This window comes from Streptomyces sp. WMMC940 (assembly GCF_027460265.1).
In the GTDB taxonomy this organism is placed as follows: domain Bacteria; phylum Actinomycetota; class Actinomycetes; order Streptomycetales; family Streptomycetaceae; genus Streptomyces.
In genome coordinates, this window is sequence record NZ_JAPZBC010000001.1 from 1,344,111 (window position 1) to 1,369,033 (window position 24,923).

Genomic DNA, 24,923 nt, shown 5'->3' on the forward strand with positions numbered 1-24,923 from the left:
AGAACGACCACGGCAAGGAGCGCGCTATGAAGAGCCGATTGGAAGCGTTGCTGGACCAGGTGCGGGAGCGGGGCCGCTACGTCAGGCGGCAGGAGGCCGCCAGGGCCGTCGAGAGCGTCCTGGACGTCCTGGGTGCCCATCTCGTGGGCGACGACCGCAGCGATCTCGCCCGACTGCTGCCCCACCAGTGCGGCCCGCTGCTGACGGGCGGCCCACCCGCGAGCGAACCCCTCACCCCGCGCGGCTTCGTCGCAGCGGTCGCGGCCCGCGACCACGGCGACTTCGGCGAGGCACGGCGCGCCGTCACGGCCGTGCTCGGCATCGTCGCCGAGGTGGCGGACGACGCCCTGCTGCGCCGCATCCTGACCCAACTCCCGCCGGGTCACGCGGGGTTGTTCGGCCGTACGGAGCCGGTATGACCGGGGCGGAGGCGATGGCCGGGCCCTCGTCGGACGCGTTTCGCGCGACCGCCGGTCCGATCGGCGAAAGGAGGGGAATGCACTCCGGTATCCCGGGTATGCGGACCGGGCACGGGGGTTGGAGACACGGACGACAGGGGTGGATGGCATGGCAGCCGTGACCGCAGTGACAACCGCGGCACCGGAGACGACGTCGGCAACCGGGGCGATCGGCATCACGCCCATCGCGGACCCGTCCAAGGTGGCTCCCCAGGACGCACGCGACCTCTCCCGACAGTTCTTCGCCCGGCTGGCGCAGCTCGAAGAGGGCACGCACGAGTACCAGTACGTGCGCAACACCCTGATCGAGATGAACCTGTCGCTGGTCAGGTACGCGGCGGGTCGCTTCCGCAGCCGGGGCGCGGACGAGATGGAGGACATCGTCCAGGTCGGCACGATCGGTCTGATCAAGGCCATCGACCGGTTCGACCTGTCCCGCGAGGTGGAGTTCACCACCTTCGCCGTGCCCTGCATCGTCGGTGAGATCAAGCGCTTCTTCCGGGACACCAGCTGGGCCGTGCACGTCCCCCGGCGGCTCCAGGAGGCCCGCGTCGAACTGGCCAAGGCCACCGAGGAGCTGCGGAGCCGACTCGGCCGGACCCCCACGGTGAGGGAACTCTCCGAGCTGATGTCGCTCTCGGAGGAGGACGTCATCGAGGCCCGCAAGGCCTCCAACGCCTACAACTCCGCTTCCCTGGACGCCGCCCTCACGGGCGACAACACGCAGGACAGCGAGGCGGCCCTGGCCGACTTCATCGGCGAGGAGGAGGCGGCCCTCGAACTCATCGAGGACTTCCACTCCCTCGCTCCCCTGATCGCCGAGCTGGAGGAGCGCGACCGCCGGATCCTGCACCTCCGCTTCGTGGAGGAGCTGACACAGGCCCAGATCGGCGAGCAGCTGGGCATCTCCCAGATGCATGTCTCGCGGCTGCTCACCCGCATCATCAAGCGGCTCCGCGCCGGTCTGCTGGAGACCGGCACCGGCTGAGCCGCCGGACGCGGACAGCGCACACACGCACGAACGGCGGTGCCCCCCGGCCCGGCAAGGGCGAGGGGGCCACCGCCGTTCGGCGTAGTGGGGTGCCGGTGGACAGCCGTTCGGCGTAGCAGGGGTGCTGGTGGGCCGTCGGGCGCGGACGGGACGTCCGGGTACGCGCGGGAGCCCCGTCCGGGCCGGCGTCCGGTGACGGGGCGCCCAGGGGAGCCCGCGCGGCGTCCGGCGCCGCATCAGCGGACGCCGCGAACCGGATTCGCATCCCGGCAGCCGCCGGTACCGGCCCGGCCGTGTCCTTCCCTCCCGCCCCACCACCGCCCGAGGGCTTCGGGGCCCGCCGTGCCCTGCGGGTCACCCGGGTTCTCCCCGTCCACGCGAGAGTCGTTTCCCCTTTCCCCGGGGCCGCTCGACCGGGATCCGTCCGGGAGGCACGGCGGGTCGGGTCTCGGGGCGCAATGGCGCGGCCCGGGACAGGCTGATCCGGCCGCGCGGGCTCGCCTCGCGGCCGGATCCGCCCGGACGGCGGCTTCGTGACTACCGGAGCGGTGCGGTGACGGGCATACTCGCCACCATGGACGCGAGCAGCGAAGACCAGCCCCGCACCGACGTCGGGTTCCGGCAGGACGGAGAGGGTCCGGTGGGCGTCCAGTACGCGGCCGGAGGGGCTTGGGTGATCGCCGCACGCGGCGATCTGGACCTGACCAGCCTTCCGCCGCTGGACGCCGCTCTGACCGCCGCGTCCGCGGAGCACCCCCAGGTGGTCCTGGACGTCTCCGGCGTCACCTTCGGCGACTCGGCCTTCCTGAACCTGCTGCTGCGCGTCCATCAGAACGCGGCCCTGCGCATCGTGGGGCCGCAGCCCCAACTGCGGCGGCTGCTGGAGATCACGGGAGCCGACCAGGTCCTGGACGTCAGGGACGACCTGGACGCCGTGCCCCGTCCCTGACCCCGTCCCCCTGATGGGGCGTCACCGCTCCGGAGCGGCCGGAACGCTGCGGACCGCCGGCGCACCGCAGCGTTCGCGTGGCGACGACGCGTCCGGCGCACACCCGGTCAGGGGCAGGCCACACGCACCGTGATGCGCTTGCCGACCGGCTGGCGCTCGACGGTGAATCCCTCGCACAGTGCCAGGACGATCTCCAGTCCGTGCTGGCCGACGCGTCCCGGGTCCGCGGCCCGCGCGAGGGGCAGGGTCGTGCTGCTGTCCCACACGGTGACCTCGATGCCCGACGGGATCCTCTCCAGGTCCAGGGCGCACGGCCCGTGGGCGTACTTGCACGCGTTGGTCACCAGCTCCGACACGATCAACTGGACGGCGCCCACCGCCTCCGAAGCCGCTTCAAAGCCGTGCCTGTCCACCAGGAACCGCGTGGCGAAGCCGCGGGCCTCGGCGATGCTCCCCGGGCCGCCGTCGTACACGGCGCCCGCCCATGCGTCCGAGGCCCATGCCGCGGCAGCCCCGCGCCCCGTCCCGATCACCCTCGTACTCATCTGCTGGTCGTCCCGTTCGTCCCTGCCGTCCCTGGGTCGGCGCTCTCCTACCCCGAATCCGCGCGACGGCACCTCCCGGCGGACGGAAATCGAAAACGGGCGGCGAACGCAAGGGGGCGCGTCCGGCCGGTCAGTTCCCGGCCGTGTGACGCCGACGTGCCCAGAACGGCAGGACGAACCAGCACAGCAGGTACCAGGCCAGGACCCCGGAGACCACCCAGGGGACGAACTCGTCGTGCGTGGCGGCCCTCAGGATGAGGAACAGGGCTGACGTGAGCGTGGCGAGCAGCAGGACGATCCCGGTGAACGTCAGCCGGGACGCCCAGACGACGGCCTGCGGCTTGATGCGGCGGCCGGAGACGATCCGGTGCAGCGCGACGGGCCCGATGAGCGCACCGGTGGCGAGGGCCCCCAGGACGACGGTGATGAGGTAGATCGTCTTGTCGGTCTGCCCCAGGCCCTGGAAGTGGGGCGTGAAGACCACCGTGAGGAGGAAGCCGAAGAGGATCTGGACCCCGGTCTGGGTGACGCGTATTTCCTGGACGAGTTCCTGCCAGCGCCGGTCGGCGCGTTCGTCCTCCGTCTCCCGTCTGCCCTCGGCGCGCCCCGCCGTCTCCGGTCCGCCTGCGCCGAGGTCTTCGTGGTCGGTTGCCGGGCCGGGGTTCATGGGCGCTCCTTCGGGGCACGGTGCGCACGGCTGCGCATCGTTCGGGTGACCTTTGCCAGCCACCCGTTTGCCCCCGGTTCGCCTGGGGAATCCTCGGCCCCCGCACCTTTCGCACCGCCGCCCGGCCCGGGGTCCCGGCCCGGGCTCCGCGCCCGGGACCGCGTGGCCGCGTGCAGGGGGTCTGAGTCAGGAGCGGGGCAGCCGCACCACGGTGACGAAGAAGTCGTCGATCTTCCTGATCGCGGCGATGAACTGCTCCAGGTCGACCGGCTTGGTGACGTAGGCGCTGGCATGGAGCCGGTAGCTGCGCAGGATGTCCTCCTCCGCCGCGGACGTCGTCAGCACCACCACGGGGATGTGGGTGAGATCCGAGTCGGCCTTGATCCGCTCGAGCACCTGCCGTCCGTCGTACTTGGGCAGATTGAGGTCGAGGAGGATCAGGTCGGGGCGCGGGGCGTCCTGGTGGGCTCCCCTCCGGTAGAGGAAGTCCAGCGCCTCCTCGCCGTCGCGCACCACGTGGAGCGTGTTGCCGATCTTGTTGTCCTCGAACGCCTCGCGGGTCATCAGTTCGTCGCCCGGGTCGTCCTCCACGAGGAGGACCTCGATGGGCTTGGTGGCGTTCATGCGTGATCTCCTGTGGTGAGGGGCGCGCGACCGTCCGGGGACGGACCCGCTGCGGGGTGCTGCGGTACCGCGTCCACGGACTCCGTCCTCGCGGGGGGTTCCTCCGCGGGGACGGCCGGCAGGGTGAAGTGGATCCGCGTCCCCTCGGCCTGCTCGGTGTCGATCCAGATCCGGCCGCCGTGGTGTTCCACGATCTTCTTGCAGAGGGCCAGGCCTATGCCCGTACCGGTGTAGGCGTCCCGGCCGTGGAGCCGCTGGAAGATCACGAAGACCTTCTCGGCGAACTCCTCAGGGATGCCGATGCCGTTGTCGTCGACCCGGTAGTGCCAGGCCGGGACCTCGCCGTCGTTCTCCGCCTCCACGGTGACGCGGACGACCGGCGGCCGGCCGGGGGCCCGGAACTTCACGGCGTTGCCGATCAGGTTCTGCCACAGCATCGTCAGCAGCATCGGATCGCCGGTCGTGGAGTGGAGGTCGTCGGGGCGCTCGACGGCGGCGCCCGCCTCCTCCACGGCCGCGCCGAGGTTCGCCAGCGCCCCCTCCAGCGCGGAGTCCATGCCGACGGCGTCACTGGCGTCGTTGAGCCGTCCCACCCGGGAGTAGGTCAGCAGATCGTTGATCAGGACCTGCATGCGCTTGGCGCCGTCGACGGCGAAGTCGATGTACTGCTTGGCCCGGTCGTCGAGCTGGTCCCCGTACCGCTTCTCCAGCAGCTGGCAGAAGGAGGCCACCTTCCGGAGCGGCTCCTGCAGGTCGTGCGACGCGACGTAGGCGAACTGCTCCAGTTCGGCGTTGGAGCGGCGCAGTTCCACCGTCTGTTCGTCGAGGACGGCCGTGCGCTGGGCGAGCAGTTCCTCGCGCTGCTGCGAGGCCCTCAGGGCGTCGAGGACGCGGACGCGCATCGCCTCGACGGCCGCGGCGAGGTGCCGGGTCTCCGCAGGCCCACCGGGCTCGATGCGGTGTTCGAAGTCGCCGTCGGCGACCCGCTGGGCCGCCGTGCGCAGCCCGTCCAGCGGCCGTCCGACGGCTCGCTGGAGCACGACCACCAGCACCGCGACGAACGCGACGAAGGCGGCCAGCATCCCGGCCAGGACCCAGTCGTGGCCGGTGCGGGTACGGTGCATCTCCGCCCTGGCGGTGGTCCGTTCCTCGGTGAGGGTCCGGTTGAGTTCGTCGAACCGCTCGCGGAGCCCGTCGAAGGCGGCCTTGCTCCGCTGGAGTTCCGTCGTCGCGGACGCGGGCAGAGTGCCCCGGCGGGCCCGTTCCACGAGCGGCCCGGCGTGGCCGGTCCGCCAGGCCTCGGCCGCCTCCTCCGTCGCCGACACGACGGCGAGCAGGGCGGGGTCGCCGGCGAGCGCCTCGCGCAGGGACCGCTCGGCGGACTCCTCCTCCTTCTGGCCCTGGGTGTAGGGCTCCAGCCAGCGGGTGTCCCGGCTGAGGACGAAGCCGCGCACCCCGGTCTCCTGGTCGAGGAGCGCCTTCTGCATCCGGTAGGCGTCCACCCTGGCCGGCTGGATGCGGTCGACGAGGTCGTCGGACTCGGCGGCCGTCCGGGAGAGCAGCTGCGCCCCCACCACGGCGAAGCCCGTCACCACGACGAGGATGGCGACCAGGACGATCCCCAGCCACATCGGGACGGTCAGCACGGTGCGCCGGTCCCGCGCGGGTGGGGCGCCGGTGGGCGTCAGCGCTTCTTCGCGACTGTTCACTTCTGCTTGTCCCATTCGAGGTGGAGGAGGGCGACGTCGTCGCTGTGGCCGCCGTGGTCGGCCGAGAGGGCCCGCGTCTCCGCGATCACGGCGGTGACGAACTCCTCGGCGGGCCGGCCGGTGTAGCGGCGGGCGAGCGCGAGAAGGCCGTCCTCGCCGAGCCGCCCGCCGTCGGCGCTGACGCGCCCTTCGAAGAGTCCGTCCGTGAACAGGGCCAGGCCCCCGGCGGCCGGCAGGTCCAGATGGTCCTCCCGCCAGTGGCAGCGGCCGTCGGGGAGCAGGCCGAGCGCCGGGCCGACGGCGGTCTCCACGAGCCGCACTCCCCCCGGTTCCCGCAGCAGCAGCGGTGGATGACCGGCGCGGACGACCTTGGCCTTCGTCAGGCCCGGGGGCAGTTCCACGGTCGTGACCGTGGCGAAGATCTCGGCGCCGGTCCGCTCGGCCACCAGGACCTTCTGCATGAGTTCGCACACGCCGGTACCGGTGACACCGGCGAGGGTGAAGGACCGCCAGGCGACACGGAGGCACACGCCGAGCGCGGCCTCGTCGGGGCCGTGGCCGGACACGTCGCCGATGACGGCGTGGACCGTGCCGTCCGGGGTCTCCACGACGTCGTAGAAGTCACCGCTGAGCAGGCCGAGGGACCTGCTCGGCTCGTACCGGGACACGACCTGCACCCCGGCGCCGTGCAGGAGCGGTGAGGGCAGCAGTCCCCGTTCGAGCCGGGCGTTCTCCTGGGCGCGCATACGGCTGGCCTCCAGGGCCATCGCCGCCTGCTCGATCTGGCGGCGCTGCACGGCGTACCTGACCGACCGTGCCAGCACGGTGGGCTCGAAGACGCCCTTGATCAGGTAGTCCTGGGCGCCCGCCGCGACGGCGGAGAGCCCCACGCCCTCCTCGGCCAGTCCGGTCAGCACGACCACCGCGGCGCGGGGCGCCTCGGCGAGCACCTGTCCGACGACGTCCAGTCCCTGGGCATCGGGCAGGTGCAGATCGAGCAGGACGCACTGGGCGGGACGGCCGTGCTCGCCGCTCAGCTCCCTCCGCGCCTCGGCCATGGACCGGGCGCGGGTGAGCCGGACGGCAAGACCGCTGTCGCGGAGGGTCTCCTCCACGAGGAGCGCGTCGCCGTCGTCGTCCTCGACGAGCAGGATCGTGAGGACGAAGTCGCCGTCGGCCGCGAGTCCGGCCGGTGACACGCGGGCCAGAGGCACCTGCGGGACCGAAGCCCTCGGCCCCGGCACCTCCTGGCCTTGCCCTCCGACAGGGCTCCTCACAGCCGACCTCCCCATCCCCTTCGGCCGCACGCGGGCCGTGGGGCGCAAGCAGAATACTTGCCGCTCGCGAATAATTGCACTCGCGCGGCTCCTGCTCGACCGTACCGTCCCGATCAGGTCAAACGGCGCATGGATCTTGCTCGTTCACCCTCGCGCGACGGGCTCGTCCACCCTCGCGCGGCGGTGGCGGCGGGCGGCGCCCCGGGTCGTGCGGCCGGAGGCACACCACGGCCGCGCAGAGGCCCCGCACCGGCTGTGGCCTGCGGTCCGGCGGCGGGCAGCACCAGATTTCACCCGGGACGAACGGACGCGGGGATTCCGGGAACGTGGCGGAGGTCACGCCGCACGGGCGGGTCGCGCCTCGTCGCCGTGCGGTTCATGCCCGGGATCGGAGTGGGCCTTGTCTCATCACCGGACGGTGGCTCGCGCCGCTCGTCGGCGGCGACGGCACCACGCGGCGGCGCCTCCCCCCGCGGCCACCGCGAGCACGGCGGCGGTGATCCGGAGTGCGGCACCACCTCTGCCCGTCCGGCGGGCGGGTCCGCCGGCCTCCGGCACGGACGACCGCCCCTCGGCCGGCGCGGAGGGCCGTCCGCCACCCGGCGCGGGAAGCCGACCCTCGCCCGTCTCGCGTGCGAGGCGGGCCCACACCCCGGGCGGCGGCGGTCCGACCAGGTCCGACGGTGTCGCCGAGCGGACGGCCCGCACGAGGCGGCGCAGCGAGTCGAGTTCACCGCGGCAGGCATCGCACGTCCGCAGGTGCTCCCGCACCCGCGGATCCGCCTCGTCGAGCACACCGCCCGCGAGGGCGAACTCGGCCAGGTCCGCCGGATCCGGATGCCCCGTCACCGGTCACCGGTCACCGGTCGCCGTGCACGCGGGCCGCGGGGCCCCGAAAGCACGGCGGCCCCGGGCGCACCCTCCGCACCGCGCAGGTCCACACTGCGAGTTCCGCGGCGTTTCGTCATGGAACGTCCTGCGATATCGACGCGTCCTGTCATCCCGGATGTCCTGTCATGTCGACTCGGAGCGGGGCCCGGAGGACCCCACGACCCGTTCCCGCGGAGGAGGGTGTCCGGATGCGGCCGGGCACACCGGGCAGGCCGCCCGATCCGCTCGGGCGTTTGCCCGAAGGCGCCGTTCTCCGATGATTGCGACGCAGAAACGTTGCAAGTTGTGGGCATCCGGCGCGGCGATGAGTCTGACCGTGCTGCGGCGCACGGAAGCGCCCAGGCACGGCAGGCCCGGTCCCAGCGAACGGGCCCGTGTCCGGAACCAGCGCCGGGCCGACGGCCCGGCACGAGGAGCCGAGATCATGGTCCTTGTCGGATCCGCAAGGCCCCACCGCCCGTCCGGGGTGCCAGGGCCGGATGCCTCCCGCCCGGCAACCGGAGCCGACGCACCTCGCCCGGCGCCGGGAACCGCCGTCCCCGGCCCGGCGCCCGTGGCGCGCGACCCCCGTCCGGCCCCGGGAACCGGCGGCGGCACCGCCCCGGGCGACCCCGACGACGCCGCGCTGGCGGCCGGGTTCGTCGCGGGCGAGGAGGGTTGCCTCGAGGTCGTCTACCGCCGCTGGGGTTCCCTCGTGTACACCCTCGCCCGGCGGACCCTGGGGGACGAGCGCGAGGCGGAGGACGTGACGCAGCAGGTCTTCCTCGCGGCCTGGCGCGGACGGCACGGCTACCGGCCGGGACGGGGCGGGCTCGCGGGCTGGCTGGTCGGCATCACCCGCCACAAGGTCGCGGACGCCCTCGCGGCCCGCAGCCGGCGGGCCGAACTCGTCGCCGCCGCCGGCGCGTTCCTCGCCCCCGCGCCCGCCGCCGGTGTCGGTCCCGAGCAGGTCGTGGACCGGGTGCTCGTGCTGCGCGCCCTGCAGGATCTGCCCTCCGCCCAGCAGCACGTCGTACGGCTCGCGTTCTACGCCGACCTCACCCAGACCCAGATCGCCGAGCGGACCGGACTCCCCCTCGGCACGGTCAAGAGCCATATGCGCCGCGCACTGCTGTCCCTCCGCCGCTCGCTGTCGGCCCCGGCGTGAGGCGGGCTCCCGTCACCCGGTCCGCGACACGCGCCCGGTGACTGCATCCGCCGGCGGCCCTTTCGCGGAAGCATCGACGGCATGGCCTTCCCGCCCGGGAGGACCGTTCGCCGTGCCGTCACCACTGCGGGAGGGACCACCGTGCACGACGTGGACGTCGTCATCGTCGGTGCGGGTGCGGCGGGTCTGTCCCTGGCCCGCCGGCTCACCTCACCGGAGGCGGGAGCCGGTCCGTCCCTGGCCGTCGCGCTGGTCGACGCCCCGGCCGGACCGCTGCGCCCGCCCCCGCGCACCTGGTGCTTCTGGGAGGAGACCGGCGGGGAGTACGACGACGTCCTCGCGGCGAGCTGGGACCGCCTGCGGGTCACCGCTCCGGACGGTGCGGCGGTGACCGTGCGGCCCGCGCCGCTGCGCTACAAGATGATCCGCTCCACGCACTTCGAGGAGCGCACCGGCACCCTGCTCTCCCGGTCCGGCTGCCTGCGGTACGAGGCCGCCGTGGACCGGGTACGGGACCTGCCCGGCGGCGGCGCCGAGGTGTGCGGACGGGACGTCGCCGGCGCGGAGTTCCGGCTCCGGGCCCGCTGGGCGTTCGACTCGCGGCCGCCGCGGCGGCCGCGTGCCGCCCGCACGACGCTGCTCCAGCACTTCCGCGGCTGGTTCGTCCGCACCGCCCGCCCGCGGTTCGACGACGGCGTCGCCGACCTCATGGACTTCCGCACGCCGCAGCCCGGCCGTGGCCTGGCGTTCGGCTACGTCCTGCCGCTCGGCCCGCGGGAGGCCCTGGTGGAGTACACGGAGTTCTCCCCGTCCGTCCTCGGCACCGCCGCGTACGAACGGGCCCTGCGCCACTACACCGACGACGTGCTGGGCCTCGGCCCGTTCCGCGTCACCGCCACCGAGCAGGGCGTGATCCCCATGACCGACGCGCGCGTCCCCCGCCGGGCGGGACGGTCCGTGTTCCCCATCGGTGCGGCGGGGGGCGCCACCCGGCCCTCGACCGGCTACACCTTCGCCGCGGCGCAGCGCCACACCCGGGCCGTCGCGGACGCGCTGGCCCGGGGCCGCACTCCGCTGGTCCCCGCGCCGCACTCCCCGCGCTCCCGGCTCATGGACGCGGTGCTGCTGCGCGCCCTCGACACCGGGCGGGTGGACGGCGCCGCGTTCTTCACCGGGCTGTTCCGCGAGGTGCCGGCGCACCGTCTGCTGCGCTTCCTCGACGGCGGCACCCGCTGGTGGGAGGACGTCCTGATCGGGCTGCGCACCCCCGTACGGCCGATGCTCAGGACCGTGCTCGAACTGCCCGCGCTCCCCCGCCGCGCCCACGAGCCCGGCGGGTCCGCTGGGCCCCGGGGGTCCACGGGGCCCCGACAGCACTAGGGTCCGTCGCCGTTGCCCGTCCCCGCCCGCCGTCCGAGGAGTTCGCCGATGTCCCTGCTGCACGACGCCGATCTGTCGGCGGCGTTCGACCACGCCGCCCGCTCCTACGACCGTATGGTCGCGGCCAATCCCGGCTACCACCGCCAACTCCGGCGCTCCGCCCGGCGGCTCGGCCTGCCGGGCCGGGGCGTGGGGATGCGGGTGCTGGACCTGGGCTGCGGGACGGGAGCGTCGACCGCCGCGCTGCTCTCGGCCGCACCGTACGCGGAGATCACTGCGGTGGACGCGTCGGAGGGGATGCTGGCCCGGGCCCGGCGCAAGTCGTGGCCCCGGAGCGTCTCGTTCGTGCACGCCTCCGCCGAGGGGCTGGCCGGGGCCGGAGTGACGGGGCCCTTCGACGGCGTCCTCGCGGCCTATCTGTTCCGCAACGTCTCCGACCCGGACGAGGTGCTCGCCCGGGTGCGCGGCCTGCTGGCACCGGGCGGTCGCCTAGCCGTCCACGAGTACACGCTCAGCGGACGGCCCGCGCACCGCGCTCTGTGGACGGCCGTGTGCCGGGGGCTGGTGCTGCCCGTCGCCCGGTGCTCGGGGGACGGCTCGCTGTACGAGCATCTGTGGCGCAGCGTCGTCCGGTTCGACACCGCGGACGCGTTCGCCGCGCGGATGGAGCGGGCGGGGTTCGTGGGGGTACGGGTCCTCCCGCTGCCCGGGTGGCACACGGGCATCACGCACACGTTCGTGGCGCGGGTGCCTGCCGCGGAGGGCGAGGGCGCGTGAACGGCGACGGCAGGCACACCGGCGGAGGGCCGGGGCGCGTGAACGGCGGCGCGGACGGTCGGGCCCACGCGGGCGCCGGGGCGGACGGGGCTGACGGGGGCGCCCGTGGCCGGGACCGGCTCTCGCGCGTCCTGCCCGCCCGACCCGGCAGGGCACGGGTGGACGGATCCGCCCCGCACGCCGGGATCGTGGGAGGCGGCATCGCCGGTCTCGCGGCAGCCACGGCCCTGGCGGAGCGCGGTGTCGCCGTCACGCTCTACGAACGCGACTACGGGCTCGGCGGCAGGCTCGCCGGCTGGCCCGTCGAACTGGCCGACGGTTCCGTCGCCACCATGAGCCGGGGCTTCCACGCCTTCTTCCGGCAGTACTACAACCTGCGCGCGCTGCTGCGCCGGACGGACCCGGGACTGCACTCGCTCACCCCGCTGCCCGACTATCCGCTGCGGCACAGCGGCGGGATGCTCGACAGCTTCGCCCGCGTGCCGCGCACTCCCCCGCTCAGCGCGCTCGGATTCGTCGCGCAGAGCCCGTCGTTCGGCTGGCGCGACCTCCTGCGGATGGACCCCGGCGCCGCGCTGCCGCTGCTGGACGTGCGCGTGCCGAGGATCTACGAGTCGCTCGACACCGTGAGCGCGGCGGACTTCCTCGCCCGGATCCGCTTCCCCGAGGCGGCGCAGCACCTCGCGTTCGAGGTGTTCTCCCGCAGCTTCTTCGCCGATCCGCGGGAGCTGTCGGCGGCGGAACTGGCGCTGATGTTCCACATCTACTTCCTCGGCTCCAGTGAAGGGCTGCTGTTCGACGTCCCCCGGGAGCCCTTCCCGCAGGCGCTGTGGGAACCGCTGGCGGAGTATCTGCACCGCCTCGGGGCCACGATCCGTACGGCGGCGCCGGTCGACTCGGTCGAACCCGCGCGCGGCGGACGGTTCACGGTCACCGCGGCGGGCGGCACGGCCACGCACGACGCGGTGGTGCTCGCACTGGACACGGCGGGCCTGCGGCAGGTCGTCGCGGCGTCGCCCGCGCTGGGCGGCGCGCAGTGGCGGGCGCGCGTCGCGGCGCTGCGCACCGCGCCCCCTTTCCTGGTGTCCCGGTTCTGGCTGGACCGGCCCGTGGCCGCGGACCGGCCCGGATTCCTCGGTACGAGCGGCTACGGCGACCTGGACAACATCAGCGTCCTCGACCGCTGGGAGGGGGAGGCGCACCGGTGGGCGCTGCGGACGGGCGGTTCCGTGGTGGAACTGCACGCCTACGCGGCCCGCACCGACAGGGGCCGGGCGGCCGTGCGGGACCGGCTGCTGGAGCAGTTGCACCGCGTGTACCCGGAGACCCGCGGCTCCGGGGTGGTCGACGAACGGCACGAATGGCGCGACGACTGCCCGCTGTTCTCCGTCGGCGGCCATGCGGCCCGGCCGACCGTCCGCACCCCCGACCCGGCCCTGATGGTGGCCGGGGACCTGGTCCGGACGAACCTGCCGGTCGCCCTCATGGAACGCGCGGCCACGAGCGGCTTCCTGGCGGCCAACGCCCTGCTAGCCCGCTGGGGCGTGCGAGGCCACCCGCTGCGCACGGTCCCCGCCCGGGGCCGCTCGGCGCTGCTGCGGGCCCTGGTGAGACTGGGCGCTCGGTGAGGGCGCCGGAACAGGCACGGGGGGCAACGCATGCCGGGCCCGGAGGCCAGAAGACCCCTTTCGGAGCCACGGGGAAGGTGACGGGGACGACCGGGGAGCGTCGAGGACCGTTTCCGTACCGGGCATCAGTGGCCGGCCGGTGACACCCACCGACCGGCCGGCACCGTCACCCTTGTCGTCACCGGCCGACCACCACCGGCGTCACCGTCACCCTTCGTCACCGGCCGACCACCGGCACCGGCACCGGTGAGCTTCCACCGGCGGACGGATACCGGCACGGCCGACCGTCGTCGTCGCCCCTCGCCCCCGCCCCTCGCCCCTCGCCCCTCGCCCCTCGCCCCTCGCCCCTCGGGTCAACGCGAACGCACCGGCGGCGGTCCGGGACAGCGCCGCCCCACCCGCCGTCAGCCCGGAAAACGGCCGGTGCTGCGCAGGTTCCAGCGGCGTTCCGCGTAGGCGAGGTCGTCGCGCCAGAGGCGGGCCGCCGCCGCGCGCATCAGCGGACGCAGGGCGGGGGCGGCGGCGCGGGCCGCGGCGAAGCCGGGACGGCCGGAGACGGCGACCACCGCCTCGACGACCGCGGTGCGCGGCCTGTCGAGGTGGTCGGGTCCGAGCGGTGTGGCGTGGGTCTCGACGACGGACCCCTCCCCTTCACCACCGGTGATGTGCATGACCACCGTACGAGGTTCGGGGGCCGTGAAGACCGCGGTGACCGGGACGACGACCCGTCCCGCCACCTTGAACGACACCTCGACCGTGAACGCGTCGCCGTCACCCGCCGTGCCGGCGGGCGTGCCGGAGCCCTCACCGGTGCCGGGGCCCGGGGCGTCGACCACCGTGAGGTCGACGAACGAGTACGGATGGAACCAGGAGCCGTGCCAGGGGTCGAGGCGGTTCGCCACCACGTCCTCCGGCTCGCAGACTCCCGCACCGGTGTGGACGGCGGCCACCGACGCCGCCGGCCGCGGCCGTGCCGGCAGCACCGGCCGTTCCAGCGGCTCCTCGCCGCCGACCTCGTCCAGCCGGACCCATGCGAGCACACCGTCGTCGTATGCCGGGAACGGCTCCCAGCCCGCGAACGGCCCGCCGTCCAGGGCGAGTCCGTGCCAGTGGCAGATGAGCGTTCCGCACCGGACACGGCTGTCGCGCAGGGGCGCGCCGAGGTGGGGACACGCGCCGGGTCCGGCGACGAGGCGTCCGTCGGGGTCCCTCCAGGCGACCACTTCGACTCCGGCGACGGTCCGACCGAAAGGGGCGCCCGGCCGGACGGCGCGGGTGTCGCCGAGGACGTACCAGTTCCCCGAGGGGCGGGCGAGCGCGCGCTTGAGGGCGCTGTCGATCAGTGCCGGGCGGGCGTCCCGCCAGGTGGGGCGCTGGCGCTCCCACACGGTGGCGGGGCGGCGCAGCCGCAGCGGCAGGCGGCCGCGGAGCGGGCCGGTGCCGGGCGTGGTGGGGCGCGTCATACGGTCGTCTCCTCCACGGTCGGTGCGAACTCCTCGTGCCGGTGCGCCCGTTCGGGCCCGACCTGCCCCGCCGGACGGCGCGGTGCGGCGAGACGGGCGGCGGCCACCCTGACGAGACCGTCGAGGGCGACCGCCGCCCTACGGGCCGGAGCGACGACGGCGCGCCGGTGCACGCACGCGTACCCGTCGTCGGCGATCGCCTTCAGGATGCCCCCGTACAGGACGAACGCGGTGCGGATGCAGGGCCTGGACACCGGGTCCAGCATGGGCAGTCCCGGTGCCGCCTCCCGGTACACGCTCCGAGTGAGCGCGGCGGCGGCCCCGAGGGCCCCGGTGATGCGGGGGTCGCGCCGGCCCGTGGCACGGCTCCAGAGCAGCAGGTCCCGGCCCACGCCGTGCGCGGCGAGCAGATCCGCGGGGAGGTAGACGCGTCCGCGGTCCAGGTCCTCGCCGACGTCGCGCAGGAAGTTGGTCAGCTGGAAGGCGACTCCGAGGGCGGCGGCGTGCGGAGCCGCCTCCTCGCGCGGGACGACGGTGCCGAGGACGGGCAGCATCTGCAGCCCGATCACGGCGGCGGAACCGTGCATGTAGCGGCGGAGTTCGCCGTAGTCGGCGTAGTCCGTCACCTCCAGGTCGCTGCGCATCGACGCCAGGAAGTCGGTGAAGTGGCGGTGGTCGATGCCGTAGCGGCGGGCGGTGTGTGCGAGCGCGTGGACGACGGGCTCCGGGCTGCGGCCGACGCGCAGCCCCAAGTCGAGCCGATCCGACAGCCGTCGCAGCGCGGCGGCGCGCTCGGCGGTGGTGGCGTCGCTGTCGAGATCGTCCACGATGTCGTCCGCCCAGCGGGCGAAACCGTACAACGCGTGGACGGCGGGACGGCGTTCGACGGGCAGCAGCCGGGTGGCGAGGAAGTACGTCCGGCCGTGGCGGGCGTTGAGCCGACGGCAGTCGGTGTAGGCGGCGCGCAGATCGGGGTCGGTGATCCCGGCGGCGTCGAGTTCCCGGCGCGTCATGCGGTCCCGCCTTTCGGAGTGCGGAGGCTGTCGGGCGGGGCCGTGCCGGTCCGGGAGGTGCCGGTGTCCCGGCGGACGTTCGCGGCGGTGGGCGGACGGTGCGCCACGCCGGTGGTACGGTGCGCTCCCTCGGCGGCCCGGTGCGCACCGGTGATGCGGGCGGCGGCGAGCTTTCCCGAGATCAGAACGGTGGGCACGCCGACTCCGGGCGTGGTGCCGCAGCCCGCGACGACGGCGTTCTCGATGCCGTTCACGAGGTTGCGCGGCCGGAACGGTCCGGTCTGGGCGAAGGTGTGCGCGACGGAGAACGGGGTGCCCGCCGCGTGGCCCTGACGGGTCCAGTCAGCGGGTGTGACCAGGCACTCCTCCTCGATGGCGGCGTCGATGCCGGTGAGGCCGCGGCGATCGAGCTCGGCGAGGAGGGCGGCTCGGTAGCGGGGTCCGAGGTCCTGCCACCGCGCCGCGCCCGGGCCGACGTCGGTGTTGGGACAGGGCGCCAGGACGTAGTGGACGTGCCGGCCTGGCGGCGCCAGGTCCGGGTCGGTGGCGGTGGGCCGGGTGACGAGGAGGGACGGGTCCGTCATCAGGCGCCCGGTGCGCGTCAGTTCGCGGAACGTGCTCTTCCAGGCGGCGCCGAACGAGATGGTGTGGTGCGCCAGTCCGGGCCAGGTGCGGTCGGTGCCCAGGTGCAGGACGACCGCGGACGGCGAGTGGCGCAGGGCGAGGGGTCGCCGGGGCTCGCGGCCGAGGAGCCGGTAGGTGGCCGGCAGGTCGGGCGTGAGCACGACGGCGTCACAGGGCAGCCGCTCCCGGTCGGTCACGACGGCGGTGACGCGTTCGCCGGTGCGCTCCAGCCGCGTGACCGTCCGCCCGTACAGGAAGGCCGCGCCCGCGTCGGCCGCGGCACCGGCCATGGCGCTGGGCACGGCGTGCACCCCGCCCCTCGGGAAGTGGACCCCGGCGACCGTGTCCATGTAGGCGATGACCGCGTAGGCGGCGAGGGCCCGGGACGGGGCGACCCCGGCGTAGAGGGACTGGAACGAGAAGACGCGGCGCAGCCGTTCGTCCCGGAGGAAGCCCCCCACCCGGGCGTCGAGACGGCCGAAGCCGCCGAGGGCGGCGAGACGGGCGAGGTCGGGGGTGAGCAGTTGCAGCGGCGAGTCGAAGTTGGCGTCGATGAACCGGCCCATCTGCACCCGGTACAGCTTCTCCAGCCAGCCGCGCAGACGCCGGTAGCCGACCGCCTCGCGCGCGCCGGCGAAGCGCTCGATCTCCGCCTCCATGGCCTCGGGCCGGGTGTGCACGTCCAGGACGCTGCCGTCGGCGAACGCCGCCCGGTACGCCGGGTGCAGCGGGACGAGTTCCAGCCTCTCCTCCAGTGTGTCGCCGACCGCCGCGAAGGCGTCGGCGAGGAGGCCCGGCATGGTCACGACGGTCGGTCCCGTGTCGAAGCGGTAGCCGCCCCGCTCGATCCTGCCCGCGCGGCCCCCGGGCAGGGGGTCGCGCTCGACGACGGTGACGCTGCGGCCCGCACCGAGGAGGTGCAGCGCGGCGGACAGGCCCGCGAGCCCGGCCCCCACCACCACGACGTGGTCGGTGCGGCCCCTGACGGTCCTCATCGGCTGCTCCTGTCGGCTGTCGTACCCGACGGCTGCCGCGCGGCCGGTCCACCGCCCGGTCGGACGCGCCGGGCCGGCGGGTGCGGGAGGGTCACGGGGTTCGCGGGCGCGGCGGCGGGTGTGACGGGAACGGGCCCCGGCGCGGCGGCGGTCGGCGTCGCAGGAGAGTCCGCCGCCGAGTGCGCGGGCCCTGCGGGCGCGGACGTCACGGGGGCTTCCGCGGACGGCCTCACGGCTGCGGCCGACGGCGCCGGACGGCCGGGCACGGGCGCCCCGCGCGACCCGGGCCCGGCGGACGAGGCCGACGAGGCCGACGAGGCCGCGTCAGGCATCACGCCGTCGTCCTCGGCCGGGGTCTGCTGTGCGGCGGACGCCGCGCAGCAGACCCCGGCCGAGGGGACGGGCCGTCCGACTGGTGGCGCTTGCGCTGCCGAACCCGGCGGCACGGCGGGCGCCGGACGGGCCGTGGGACTGGTGGGGGCGGCCACCGCGGCGAGCAGTGCCCGCAGCCGACGGGCCGGGGCCGGCTCCAGGGCGGCCGCGGCCAGCCGGCGTTCGCCGGCCGCGAGCAGCCGTCCGATCCGCTTCTCCACGGCCTCCAGGGCACCGGTGTCCGCGAGGACCCCCCGCACCCGCAGCAGCCGGTCCTCCGTCAGATCCGCGTCCCCGAAGGCGGCTTCGAGGACGGACAGTGCCACGCGGTCCCGGCGGGACTCGGCCCGGGCCCGTGCGACCGCGACGAGATACGTGACCTTCCCGGAGCGTATGTCGTCGCCCGACGGTTTGCCGGTGAGGAGGGGGTCGCCGAACACGCCCTCGATGTCGTCGCGGAGCTGGAAGGCGATGCCGGCGTACCGACCCGCCGCGCACAGGTCGAGGACCGTCCGCGGGTCGGCACCCGCGACCGCCGCACCGAGGGAGAGGGGCCTGGCGACCGAGTAGAGCGCGGTCTTGAGGCAGGCGGTGCGGATCGCCCGGGCGGCGGAACGGGAACCGGTCGCCTGCCCGTGGAGGTCCAGGTACTGGCCCGCGACCATCTCGGTGCGCATGGCCCGCCAGTTCTCCAGCACGCCGTTGCGGGCGGCGTCGCCGCCGAAGTCCGTCCCGGCGACGATGTCGTCGGCCCAGGCGAGTGCGAGATCGCCGGCCAGGACCGCCGCCGAGGACGCGAAGGGGGCCGCCGCGGTGCCCGGGGACGCGGCACCGGGGTACCGGGCGGCCAGCCGGGCGTGGAACGAGGGCCCGCCCCGGCGACGCGGCGACCCGTCCATCACGTCGTCGTGGACGAGCGCACAGGTCTGGATCAGCTCCAGCGCCGCGGCCGTGCGGAGCGCCGCGGGCGTCTCCCGCGCCGCTCCGCCGCAGGCCCGCATCGCCCACCACAGGAAGCGGGAGCGCATCCGTCCGCCCCCGTCCAGGGTGAACCGTGCCACGGACGCGGCCAGGTCTGCAGCGAAGTCGCCGTCGAGTACGGCGGCACCCACCACCCGTTCCCTCAGCAGGAGGTCCAGCTCCCGTCCCACCGCGGCGGGTACGTCGGCGTCCACGGCGGCCGGTGCGACGGCGTCCCCCGCCTCGTAGGAGGTCTCGCGGGAGGGCCCGTCCGCACCGCGGCAGGGCCCGTCCGCCTCACCACTCGGGTTCGTCGCACAGGTGGGGTCCGTCCCGGGGTTCGAAGCCGTCCCGGGGTTCGGGTCCGTCTCACGGGTCGGAGCCGCCCCGGAGTTCGAAGCCGTCTCACGGGTCGAAGCCGTCCCCGGGTACGGGGCCGTCCCGGGGTTCGGCCCGGTCGGGGTCGGTGCGTGGGCCCCCGGTCGGTGCATGCGGTCCTCCGCATCGGTCGGCTGCTGTCACTCGTCCTTCCGCGGAGGTGCGGCGTTCGGATGCGCCCGGCACGGCGTGGCGCCCGGCGGGGAGGCCGGTTTCGACCAGTCGACCACGCCCGGGCGGGATCCGCGGCAGCACACGGGCGAACGGTCGCCCGCTTCCGCCCGATTGCCCCATTCACCGGCACCGGGGCTGCCTCACGTCCCCCTCGGCCCGCCTCGGCGGCGGCCGCTCACGGCCCGGTGCCTGGCGACACCGGGCACCGGCCGTCCCCGGCCCCCGGGACGAGCCTCTCGGCCCGCCCACCCGCCGGCCGGCCCTCCGCCCCGCGCCGTGCGGCGCGCCGGCGGCGGGACGCGGCGGCTCAGGGCGCCGACCGCCCGCGCCGGCGCTCCTGCTCCAGGAGTTCGGGGAGGTCGGGGAGCCGGTCGAGGCCGGCGACGGGCCGGGCCATGCGGTGGTTGCGCGACAGCCGCTCCCGGTGCCGGTGGAGGAACGCCCAGTATCCGGCGGTGTACGGGCATGCCCTGTCGCCGACGCGCACGGCGGGCCGGTAGGCGCATCCGCCGCACAGATCGCTCATCCGGTTGATGTAGGCGCCGCCCGAGGTGTACGGCTTGGTGGTCATGAGCCCGCCGTCGGCGTACTGGGACATGCCGACGACGTTGGGCAGCATGACCCAGTCGTGGCCGTCGACGAAGTTGCGGTGGAACCAGTCGGTGACCTGCGCCGGGTCCCAGCCGTCCTGCAGGGCGCGGCTGCCGAGGATCATCAGCCGCGGGATGTGGTGCGTCCAGCCGGTGTCCCGGACCTGTGCCAGCACGGTGGACAGACAGCGGGCGGTGACCGCGTCCGCGTCCAGCCCGGCGAACCAGTCCGGCAGCGACCTCCGGTGGCGCAGCACGTTGCGGCGCCGGTAGTCCTCGCCGAAGTGCCAGTAGAGGTGCCAGACGTACTCGCGCCAGCCTGCGATCTGGCGGACGAATCCCTCGGCCGACGCCACCGGCACCCCGCCTTCGCGCCACCCCCGTTCGGCGCGCTCCACGCACTCGGCGGGGTCGAGCAGCCCGAGGTTGAGCGGCGCGGACAGCATGCTGTGGCTCATCCAGGGGTCGTCGGCGAGGACGGCGTCCTCGTACCTCCCGAAGCCGGCCAGCCGGTGCTCGGCGAAGCGGTCGAGGGCGGCCAGGGCCTCGGCGCGGGAGGCGGGGAAGAGCCGGGGACCGTCGCGGCCGGCGAAGGAGACGTCACCGGCGCGCTCCCAGGAGTCCAGATCGTGCCGTACCGCTTCGTCGATCTCGTCCTCCCGTGCCGTCCACGGCGAAGGCGCGCCGAGGGTCGGCCGGCCCCGCGGGGGCGGTTCGCGGTTGTCCCGGTCGAAGTTCCAGCGGCCGCCTGCCGGTTCGCCGCCGTCCATCAGCAGGTCGTGGCGCCGGCGCACCCAGCGGTAGAAGTCCTCCAGCCGCAGGGCCTCGCCCCGCCGCTCCGCCGCCCAGGCGGCGAATTCCTGGCGGGGCACGAGGAAGCCGCGCGCGGGCAGCACGTCGACGTCCGGCAGCCCGGCGACGAACCGGGCGGCCGCGTACGAGGTCGGGTGACGGACCGTCGTACGGCTCCTCCCCGCGACGCGGGCCAGCCCCTCCCGGTAGGTGTCGGCTTTCACGTACCGGACCCGGTCGCCGAGTTCGGCGGCGCGGTGGCGCATGGCCGAGAGCACGAGGTGGGCCTTGGCGCGGTGGAAGCTCCGCCGGCGGAACACGGCGCGGGACTCGATCATGACGATCGGCGCGTCCTCGTCGGGTCCGTCCGCGCCGGGCTCGGTGAAGCGGGGACCGAGCTGGTCCCCGAAGAGCAGGTGCGTACGGGGCGTACGGGACGGGCGTTGTGCACGACGGGACATGGGCGCTCCTGTCAGCGCGGGAACAGTGCCTCGACGACGTCCACCGCGGAACCCAGACCGTGCAGCCGCAGGGTCCCCGGGTACGCGCCGCCCGCCCAGCCGGGTCCGGCGAGGAGCACGGAGGGGCGCTTCCGCGCGCCCTTCACGCCCCAGTGGATGCCGGAGACGATCCGCACCAGTGAGCGGTCGGCGGTGGACCGGGACTGGGCCCAGAGCACCACGGCGGCGGGGCCGAGTCGTCGTACGGCCTCGTGGAGCGCGTCCGCGGGCAGTGCGGGCCCGAACATCCTGGCGGGCACACCCCGTTCCCCGAGCGCGGCGGCCAGCGCCTCGACGGGAAGGCTGTGCTGCTCGCCGGGTACGCAGGCGAGCAGCACGGGCGGCGCGTCGGGCCGTTCCACCGCGGGCCGTACCCGGCGCAGCGCCGACGACACGTGCCAGGACAGCAGGTGCTCGACCTCGACGTAACGCTCGCCGGACGTCGCCCACTTGCGCCCCACGGCGTGCAGGGTCGGGGCGATGACCTCCTCCCAGGCGACGACGAGACCGTGCTCGGCGAGCACGGCGTCCAGCAGGGCGTCGACGGCGGGGGCGTCGAGACGGACGGCGGCGCGCGCCAGCCCCCGGCATTCCTGCCGCACGTCCCCGAGGGGCAGGGCGTTGGGTCCGCCCGGCGTGTGCGAGGGTCGGACGTCGTGCTGCCCGGTCTGCGCGGCCGGCCCCCGGCGCAGCGTCGTCGCGGGGGTGCTCATCGCCGCACGGGCGGCCTCGGCGGGCGGGACGCCTTGCGCGGTGAGCCGGCACATCTCCTCGAGCCGGGCGATGTCCTCGGGCGTCCAGCGGCGGTGCCTGCCGTCCTCGCGCGTGGCGGGGCCGATCGCGTAGCGCCGTTCCCAGGACCGGAGGGTCGTGGGCGCGACACCGAGCCTGCGGGCGACCGCGCCGGTGCTGAGCGCGGCGGTGACGCCGTCCTCCGCCGGGCCCTCCGGGGCACTGTCGGCCTTCACCAGGCCCATGGTACGGCGCCTGGCGCGGCCTGCCGCCGCGGTGGACGGGTGGCCGTCGCGGCCCGGGCGGCCGTTCACCGTGCCCGCCCGGCCAGTACTTCGCGGGCCGCGCGGGTCCCGGAGGCCATGGCGCCCTGGACCGAACCCGTGGCCCGATGGTCGCCGCAGACGTGCAGCCCGTCGGCGATCCTCGTGGTGCGGCTCAGCGGCCACGGCGGGTCCATGGCGGGGAGGGCGCCCCGCACGGTGCGGGCCGCGAGGAGCTCCCAGCCGCCGGTCTCCGTCCCGTACACCTCGGCGAGCACGTCGCGCAGCGATTCCTCGCGGCCGGGGGCGTCGGCGCCGAGCACCGAGGTCGAGACGAGCGCGCGGCCGTCGGACGCGTAGCCCGGCACGACCTCGGACAGGACCGCGGTGTTGAGGAAGCGGCGCTCCGCGTCGAGCAGCAGCGTCGGTTCCCGCAGCGGCGGGGCGGCCGCCGCGTGGTGGTACGTCGTCACCGTGCGGGTGCGGGGCGGGTCCAGATGCGGGACGAGGGCCGAGGCGGTGGCGGCGTCGGTGGCGACCACCACGGAGGGTGCGGTACGCACCGATCCGTCGGCGAGCGTGACACCGCCGCCGTCGACACCCGACACCGGCGTCCCCGTCTCCACGGTGCCCACCGGCAGCCCGCCGGCGAGCTGGGCGGGGACGGTCCCGACACCGGCGGCGGGCAGCGTCATGCTGCCTCGGACGAAACTGCGCCAGACCAGGTGGAACATCCTGCTGGTCGTGCGCAGTTCGTCCTCCAGGAACACGCCGGCGAGGAACGGGCGCACGAGACCGTCCACGACCTCCTCGGACACCCCGGCCCGGGAGAGCTCGGTGAGCGTCGTGTACTCGGGGAGACCCTTGAGCACACGCGGTGGCAGCAGGGTGTCACGGGCCGTCAGGGCGCCGAGGGCCAGCAGGTCGCGTGCCGGGACGTGGCGGCCGGTGACGAGGGCGGCGGCGTCGCGGGGCCGGCGGGTCGGATCGCCGAACCGGACCCTGCCCCTCGGCGTGTGCACCAGGACGCCGGGGGTGAAGGGCCGCAGCCGCAGGTCCGCCAGCCGCAGCCGCCGCTTGACCTGGGGGTAGGAGGTGTTGAACACCTGGAAGCCGCGGTCCAGCAGGAAGCCCCGGTGGCGGTCGGTGCGCATCCGGCCGCCGACCGCGTCGGAGGCCTCCAGCACGGCCACCGAGAGGCCCGCCGCGGTCAGGTCGAGGGCGCAGGTGAGACCGGCCAGGCCGGCGCCCACGACGATCACGTCCGTGTGCGTCCCGTGGGGCCTCTTCATCGCTGTCACCGTCCTCGGTGCGTGGTGATCGGTGGGTGGTGGGCGGTGGGTGGTGGGTGCCGGTGTGCGGACTCGGTTCCGGTGTGCGGCCCCGGAGGTCCGTTACTCCAGGGCGGCTGCGGTACCTCTCGCCGCGTCGCCGGGGCGTAACGGCCGTGCGTGGCGCTCGCGCGTGTGGTCAGCCGCTGCCGCGGCCCTCCTTGAACCGGGTCAGTCCGTCGCCGAGCGCCACGATCGGGCCGGGGTAGTCCAGCCGGGCGCGGTCGGCGTCGGGCAGTTTCCAGGGTTCGTGCACGGCGGGCCCGCCGATGTCCGCCAGTTCCGGCACCCAGCGGCGCACATAGGTGCCGTCCGGGTCGTAACGGTGGGCCTGGCGGACGGGGTTGAGCACTCGGTTCGGCCGGGTGTCCGTGCCGGTGCCCGCCACCCACTGCCAGTTGAGCTGGTTGTTCGCGAGATCGCCGTCGACCAGCAGCTCCAGGAAGTACCGGGCGCCGACGCGCCAGTCGACGTACAGCGTCTTGGTGAGGAAGCTCGCGGCCAGCAGCCTGCCGCGGTTGTGCATCCAGCCTTCGTGGCGGAGCTGGCGCATCGCGGCATCGACGACCGGGTATCCGGTGCGGCCGTTCTTCCACGCCTCGACGTCGGCCTCGGCCTCCTTCCCGGAGCGCCAGCGGTCGTGCCGGGGCCGGTAGTCGGCGACGGCCGCGTCCTGCCGGGCGGCGAGCACCTGGTGGTGGAAGTCGCGCCAGCACACCTGTCGTACGAAGGCCTCGGCGCCGGGCCCGCCGGCCGCCCGGGCCCGGTGGACGGCCTCGGCCGGGGAGAGGGTGCCGAAGTGCAGATGGGGCGAGAGCCGGGAGGTCGCGTCGCCCGCGAGGTCGTCGTGGCGCTCGTCGTATTGGGAGAGACCGCCGCGCGCCCAGGCGTTCAGCCGCTTGCGCGCCTCGCGTTCGCCACCGTGAGCGAGCCCTTCCGACACTCCCCCGGCCTTCTCGGCGTCCGCGCGGCAGGGCACCGGCTCGGAGCGGATCCCGTCGGGCACCGGGACGGTGCGCGGCGCCGCGAGCACGCCCCGGATCTCCCGCTGCGACCAGCGGCGGTGGTACGGGGTGAACACGGCGAAGTGGTCCCCGCCGGACGGGACGACCGCCCCGGGGGCGAGGGCGGTGACGACCGCGTCGTGGACGCGCAGCGTACGGCGGTCCTCCGCCAGCGCGGTGCGCAGCCGTTCCTCGCGTGCGTGGGCGTAGCCGCTGACACCGGCCGCCATGTGCACTTCACCGGCGTCCGCCTCCCGCGCGACCGCACGGACCTCCTCGACGACGTCACCGGAGCGGACGATGAGCCTCCCGCCCCGCTCGCGCAGTCCTTCGTCGAGGTCGGTGAGGCAGTCGGCGAGGAACGCGCGCCGGTTGGGGGGCGCGAATCCCGCGGCCTCGACGCGGTCGTCCCGTACGAACAGCGGCACCACCCGGTCCGCCGCCGCGAGTGCGGAGCGCAGCGGCGGGTGGTCGTGCAGACGCAGGTCGGAGGTGTACAGGACGACCGCGGTACTCATGGGACTCCAGGCTGGGACGACTGGGACGGCTGGGACGGTCCGGTGCGGGTCGACGGCCCGTGAGGACCGGCCGTCCGGGGTGGGGGCGCCGGCCGGCCCGGTCGGCGCGTCCCTCGGGACGTCCGTGGGGCGGGCCGTCCGGGGCGCTGGTCCCGGGGACCGGCTCACGGG

The 24,923-nt window shown here is 74.9% G+C and carries 21 protein-coding genes; 7 read left to right on the forward strand and 14 right to left on the reverse strand.

From position 1 onward, the window contains the following. Positions 1-26 precede the first annotated feature (26 nt). The 3 genes from O7595_RS06030 (at position 27) to O7595_RS06040 (ending at position 2,398) form a co-directional block, all read left to right on the forward strand. Positions 27-419, forward strand: a complete 393-nt coding sequence (locus tag O7595_RS06030; RefSeq protein ID WP_269727692.1) for a DUF2267 domain-containing protein — start codon at positions 27-29, stop codon at positions 417-419. A gap of 148 nt (positions 420-567) precedes the next feature. Continuing rightward, positions 568-1,446 (forward strand): RNA polymerase sigma factor SigF, encoded by an 879-nt coding sequence (locus O7595_RS06035; RefSeq protein WP_269727693.1) that lies wholly within the window; start codon positions 568-570, stop codon positions 1,444-1,446. 577 nt (positions 1,447-2,023) lie between these two features. Next, positions 2,024-2,398 (forward strand): STAS domain-containing protein, encoded by a 375-nt coding sequence (locus tag O7595_RS06040; protein ID WP_269727694.1) that lies wholly within the window; start codon positions 2,024-2,026, stop codon positions 2,396-2,398. Between the two features lie 107 nt (positions 2,399-2,505). Here O7595_RS06040 and O7595_RS06045 read toward each other — a convergent pair whose 3' ends face one another. The 6 genes from O7595_RS06045 to O7595_RS06070 all read right to left on the reverse strand — a co-directional run bounded on the left by O7595_RS06045 (position 2,506) and on the right by O7595_RS06070 (position 8,069). Continuing rightward, on the reverse strand, positions 2,506-2,943 hold the full coding sequence (locus tag O7595_RS06045; RefSeq protein WP_443071569.1) for an ATP-binding protein: 438 nt from the start codon (positions 2,941-2,943) through the stop codon (positions 2,506-2,508). Between the two features lie 130 nt (positions 2,944-3,073). Continuing rightward, entirely contained in the window at positions 3,074-3,610 is a 537-nt protein-coding gene (locus O7595_RS06050) for a DUF6328 family protein (RefSeq protein WP_269727695.1), read from the reverse strand. Between the two features lie 186 nt (positions 3,611-3,796). Further along, positions 3,797-4,234 carry a response regulator gene (locus O7595_RS06055; protein ID WP_269727696.1) on the reverse strand — a complete coding sequence of 146 codons (438 nt, stop codon included), beginning with the start codon at positions 4,232-4,234 and terminating at the stop codon, positions 3,797-3,799. Then, entirely contained in the window at positions 4,231-5,865 is a 1,635-nt protein-coding gene (locus O7595_RS06060) for a sensor histidine kinase (RefSeq protein ID WP_443071823.1), read from the reverse strand. The genes O7595_RS06055 and O7595_RS06060 overlap by 4 nt, the downstream gene beginning before the upstream one ends. 74 nt (positions 5,866-5,939) lie before the next feature. Beyond that, the gene (locus tag O7595_RS06065) at positions 5,940-7,235 is read right to left on the reverse strand and encodes a PP2C family protein-serine/threonine phosphatase (RefSeq protein WP_443071570.1); all 1,296 of its coding nucleotides are present in this window, start codon (positions 7,233-7,235) and stop codon (positions 5,940-5,942) included. A gap of 393 nt (positions 7,236-7,628) precedes the next feature. Beyond that, on the reverse strand, positions 7,629-8,069 hold the full coding sequence (locus O7595_RS06070) for a hypothetical protein (protein ID WP_269727699.1): 441 nt from the start codon (positions 8,067-8,069) through the stop codon (positions 7,629-7,631). Between the two features lie 466 nt (positions 8,070-8,535). Here O7595_RS06070 and O7595_RS06075 point away from each other — a divergent pair, with 466 nt between their 5' ends. The 4 genes from O7595_RS06075 (at position 8,536) to O7595_RS06090 (ending at position 13,043) form a co-directional block, all read left to right on the forward strand. After that, on the forward strand, positions 8,536-9,258 hold the full coding sequence (locus O7595_RS06075; RefSeq protein ID WP_269727700.1) for a sigma-70 family RNA polymerase sigma factor: 723 nt from the start codon (positions 8,536-8,538) through the stop codon (positions 9,256-9,258). Between the two features lie 141 nt (positions 9,259-9,399). Then, entirely contained in the window at positions 9,400-10,638 is a 1,239-nt protein-coding gene (locus O7595_RS06080) for a lycopene cyclase family protein (protein WP_269732385.1), read from the forward strand. Positions 10,639-10,686: 48 nt separating this feature from the next. After that, the gene (locus O7595_RS06085) at positions 10,687-11,415 is read left to right on the forward strand and encodes a class I SAM-dependent methyltransferase (RefSeq protein WP_269727701.1); all 729 of its coding nucleotides are present in this window, start codon (positions 10,687-10,689) and stop codon (positions 11,413-11,415) included. A 38-nt stretch (positions 11,416-11,453) separates the two neighbouring features. Next, positions 11,454-13,043, forward strand: coding sequence for an FAD-dependent oxidoreductase (locus O7595_RS06090; protein ID WP_443071571.1), 1,590 nt, complete (start codon positions 11,454-11,456; stop codon positions 13,041-13,043). A gap of 404 nt (positions 13,044-13,447) precedes the next feature. Here O7595_RS06090 and O7595_RS06095 read toward each other — a convergent pair whose 3' ends face one another. The 8 genes from O7595_RS06095 to O7595_RS06130 form a co-directional block, all read right to left on the reverse strand. Further along, positions 13,448-14,506, reverse strand: a complete 1,059-nt coding sequence (locus tag O7595_RS06095) for a DUF5914 domain-containing protein (RefSeq protein ID WP_269727703.1) — start codon at positions 14,504-14,506, stop codon at positions 13,448-13,450. Then, positions 14,503-15,519, reverse strand: coding sequence for a phytoene/squalene synthase family protein (locus O7595_RS06100; protein WP_269727704.1), 1,017 nt, complete (start codon positions 15,517-15,519; stop codon positions 14,503-14,505). The genes O7595_RS06095 and O7595_RS06100 overlap by 4 nt, the downstream gene beginning before the upstream one ends. Next, a complete protein-coding gene (gene crtI, locus O7595_RS06105; protein ID WP_269727705.1) occupies positions 15,516-17,138 on the reverse strand; it encodes a phytoene desaturase family protein in 1,623 nt (540 codons plus the stop codon). The genes O7595_RS06100 and crtI overlap by 4 nt, the downstream gene beginning before the upstream one ends. After that, positions 17,135-18,685, reverse strand: a complete 1,551-nt coding sequence (locus O7595_RS06110; protein ID WP_332328123.1) for a polyprenyl synthetase family protein — start codon at positions 18,683-18,685, stop codon at positions 17,135-17,137. Before O7595_RS06110 ends, crtI begins: the two co-directional genes overlap by 4 nt. Positions 18,686-19,329: 644 nt before the next feature. Then, positions 19,330-20,865 carry a cryptochrome/photolyase family protein gene (locus O7595_RS06115; RefSeq protein WP_269727706.1) on the reverse strand — a complete coding sequence of 512 codons (1,536 nt, stop codon included), beginning with the start codon at positions 20,863-20,865 and terminating at the stop codon, positions 19,330-19,332. 11 nt (positions 20,866-20,876) lie between these two features. Continuing rightward, complete coding sequence (locus O7595_RS06120) at positions 20,877-21,881, reverse strand: MerR family transcriptional regulator (protein WP_443071572.1); 1,005 nt, start codon at positions 21,879-21,881, stop codon at positions 20,877-20,879. A gap of 65 nt (positions 21,882-21,946) precedes the next feature. Next, the gene (locus O7595_RS06125) at positions 21,947-23,191 is read right to left on the reverse strand and encodes an NAD(P)/FAD-dependent oxidoreductase (protein ID WP_269727708.1); all 1,245 of its coding nucleotides are present in this window, start codon (positions 23,189-23,191) and stop codon (positions 21,947-21,949) included. Between the two features lie 178 nt (positions 23,192-23,369). Further along, the gene (locus tag O7595_RS06130; protein ID WP_269727709.1) at positions 23,370-24,752 is read right to left on the reverse strand and encodes a cryptochrome/photolyase family protein; all 1,383 of its coding nucleotides are present in this window, start codon (positions 24,750-24,752) and stop codon (positions 23,370-23,372) included. Positions 24,753-24,923 lie beyond the last annotated feature (171 nt).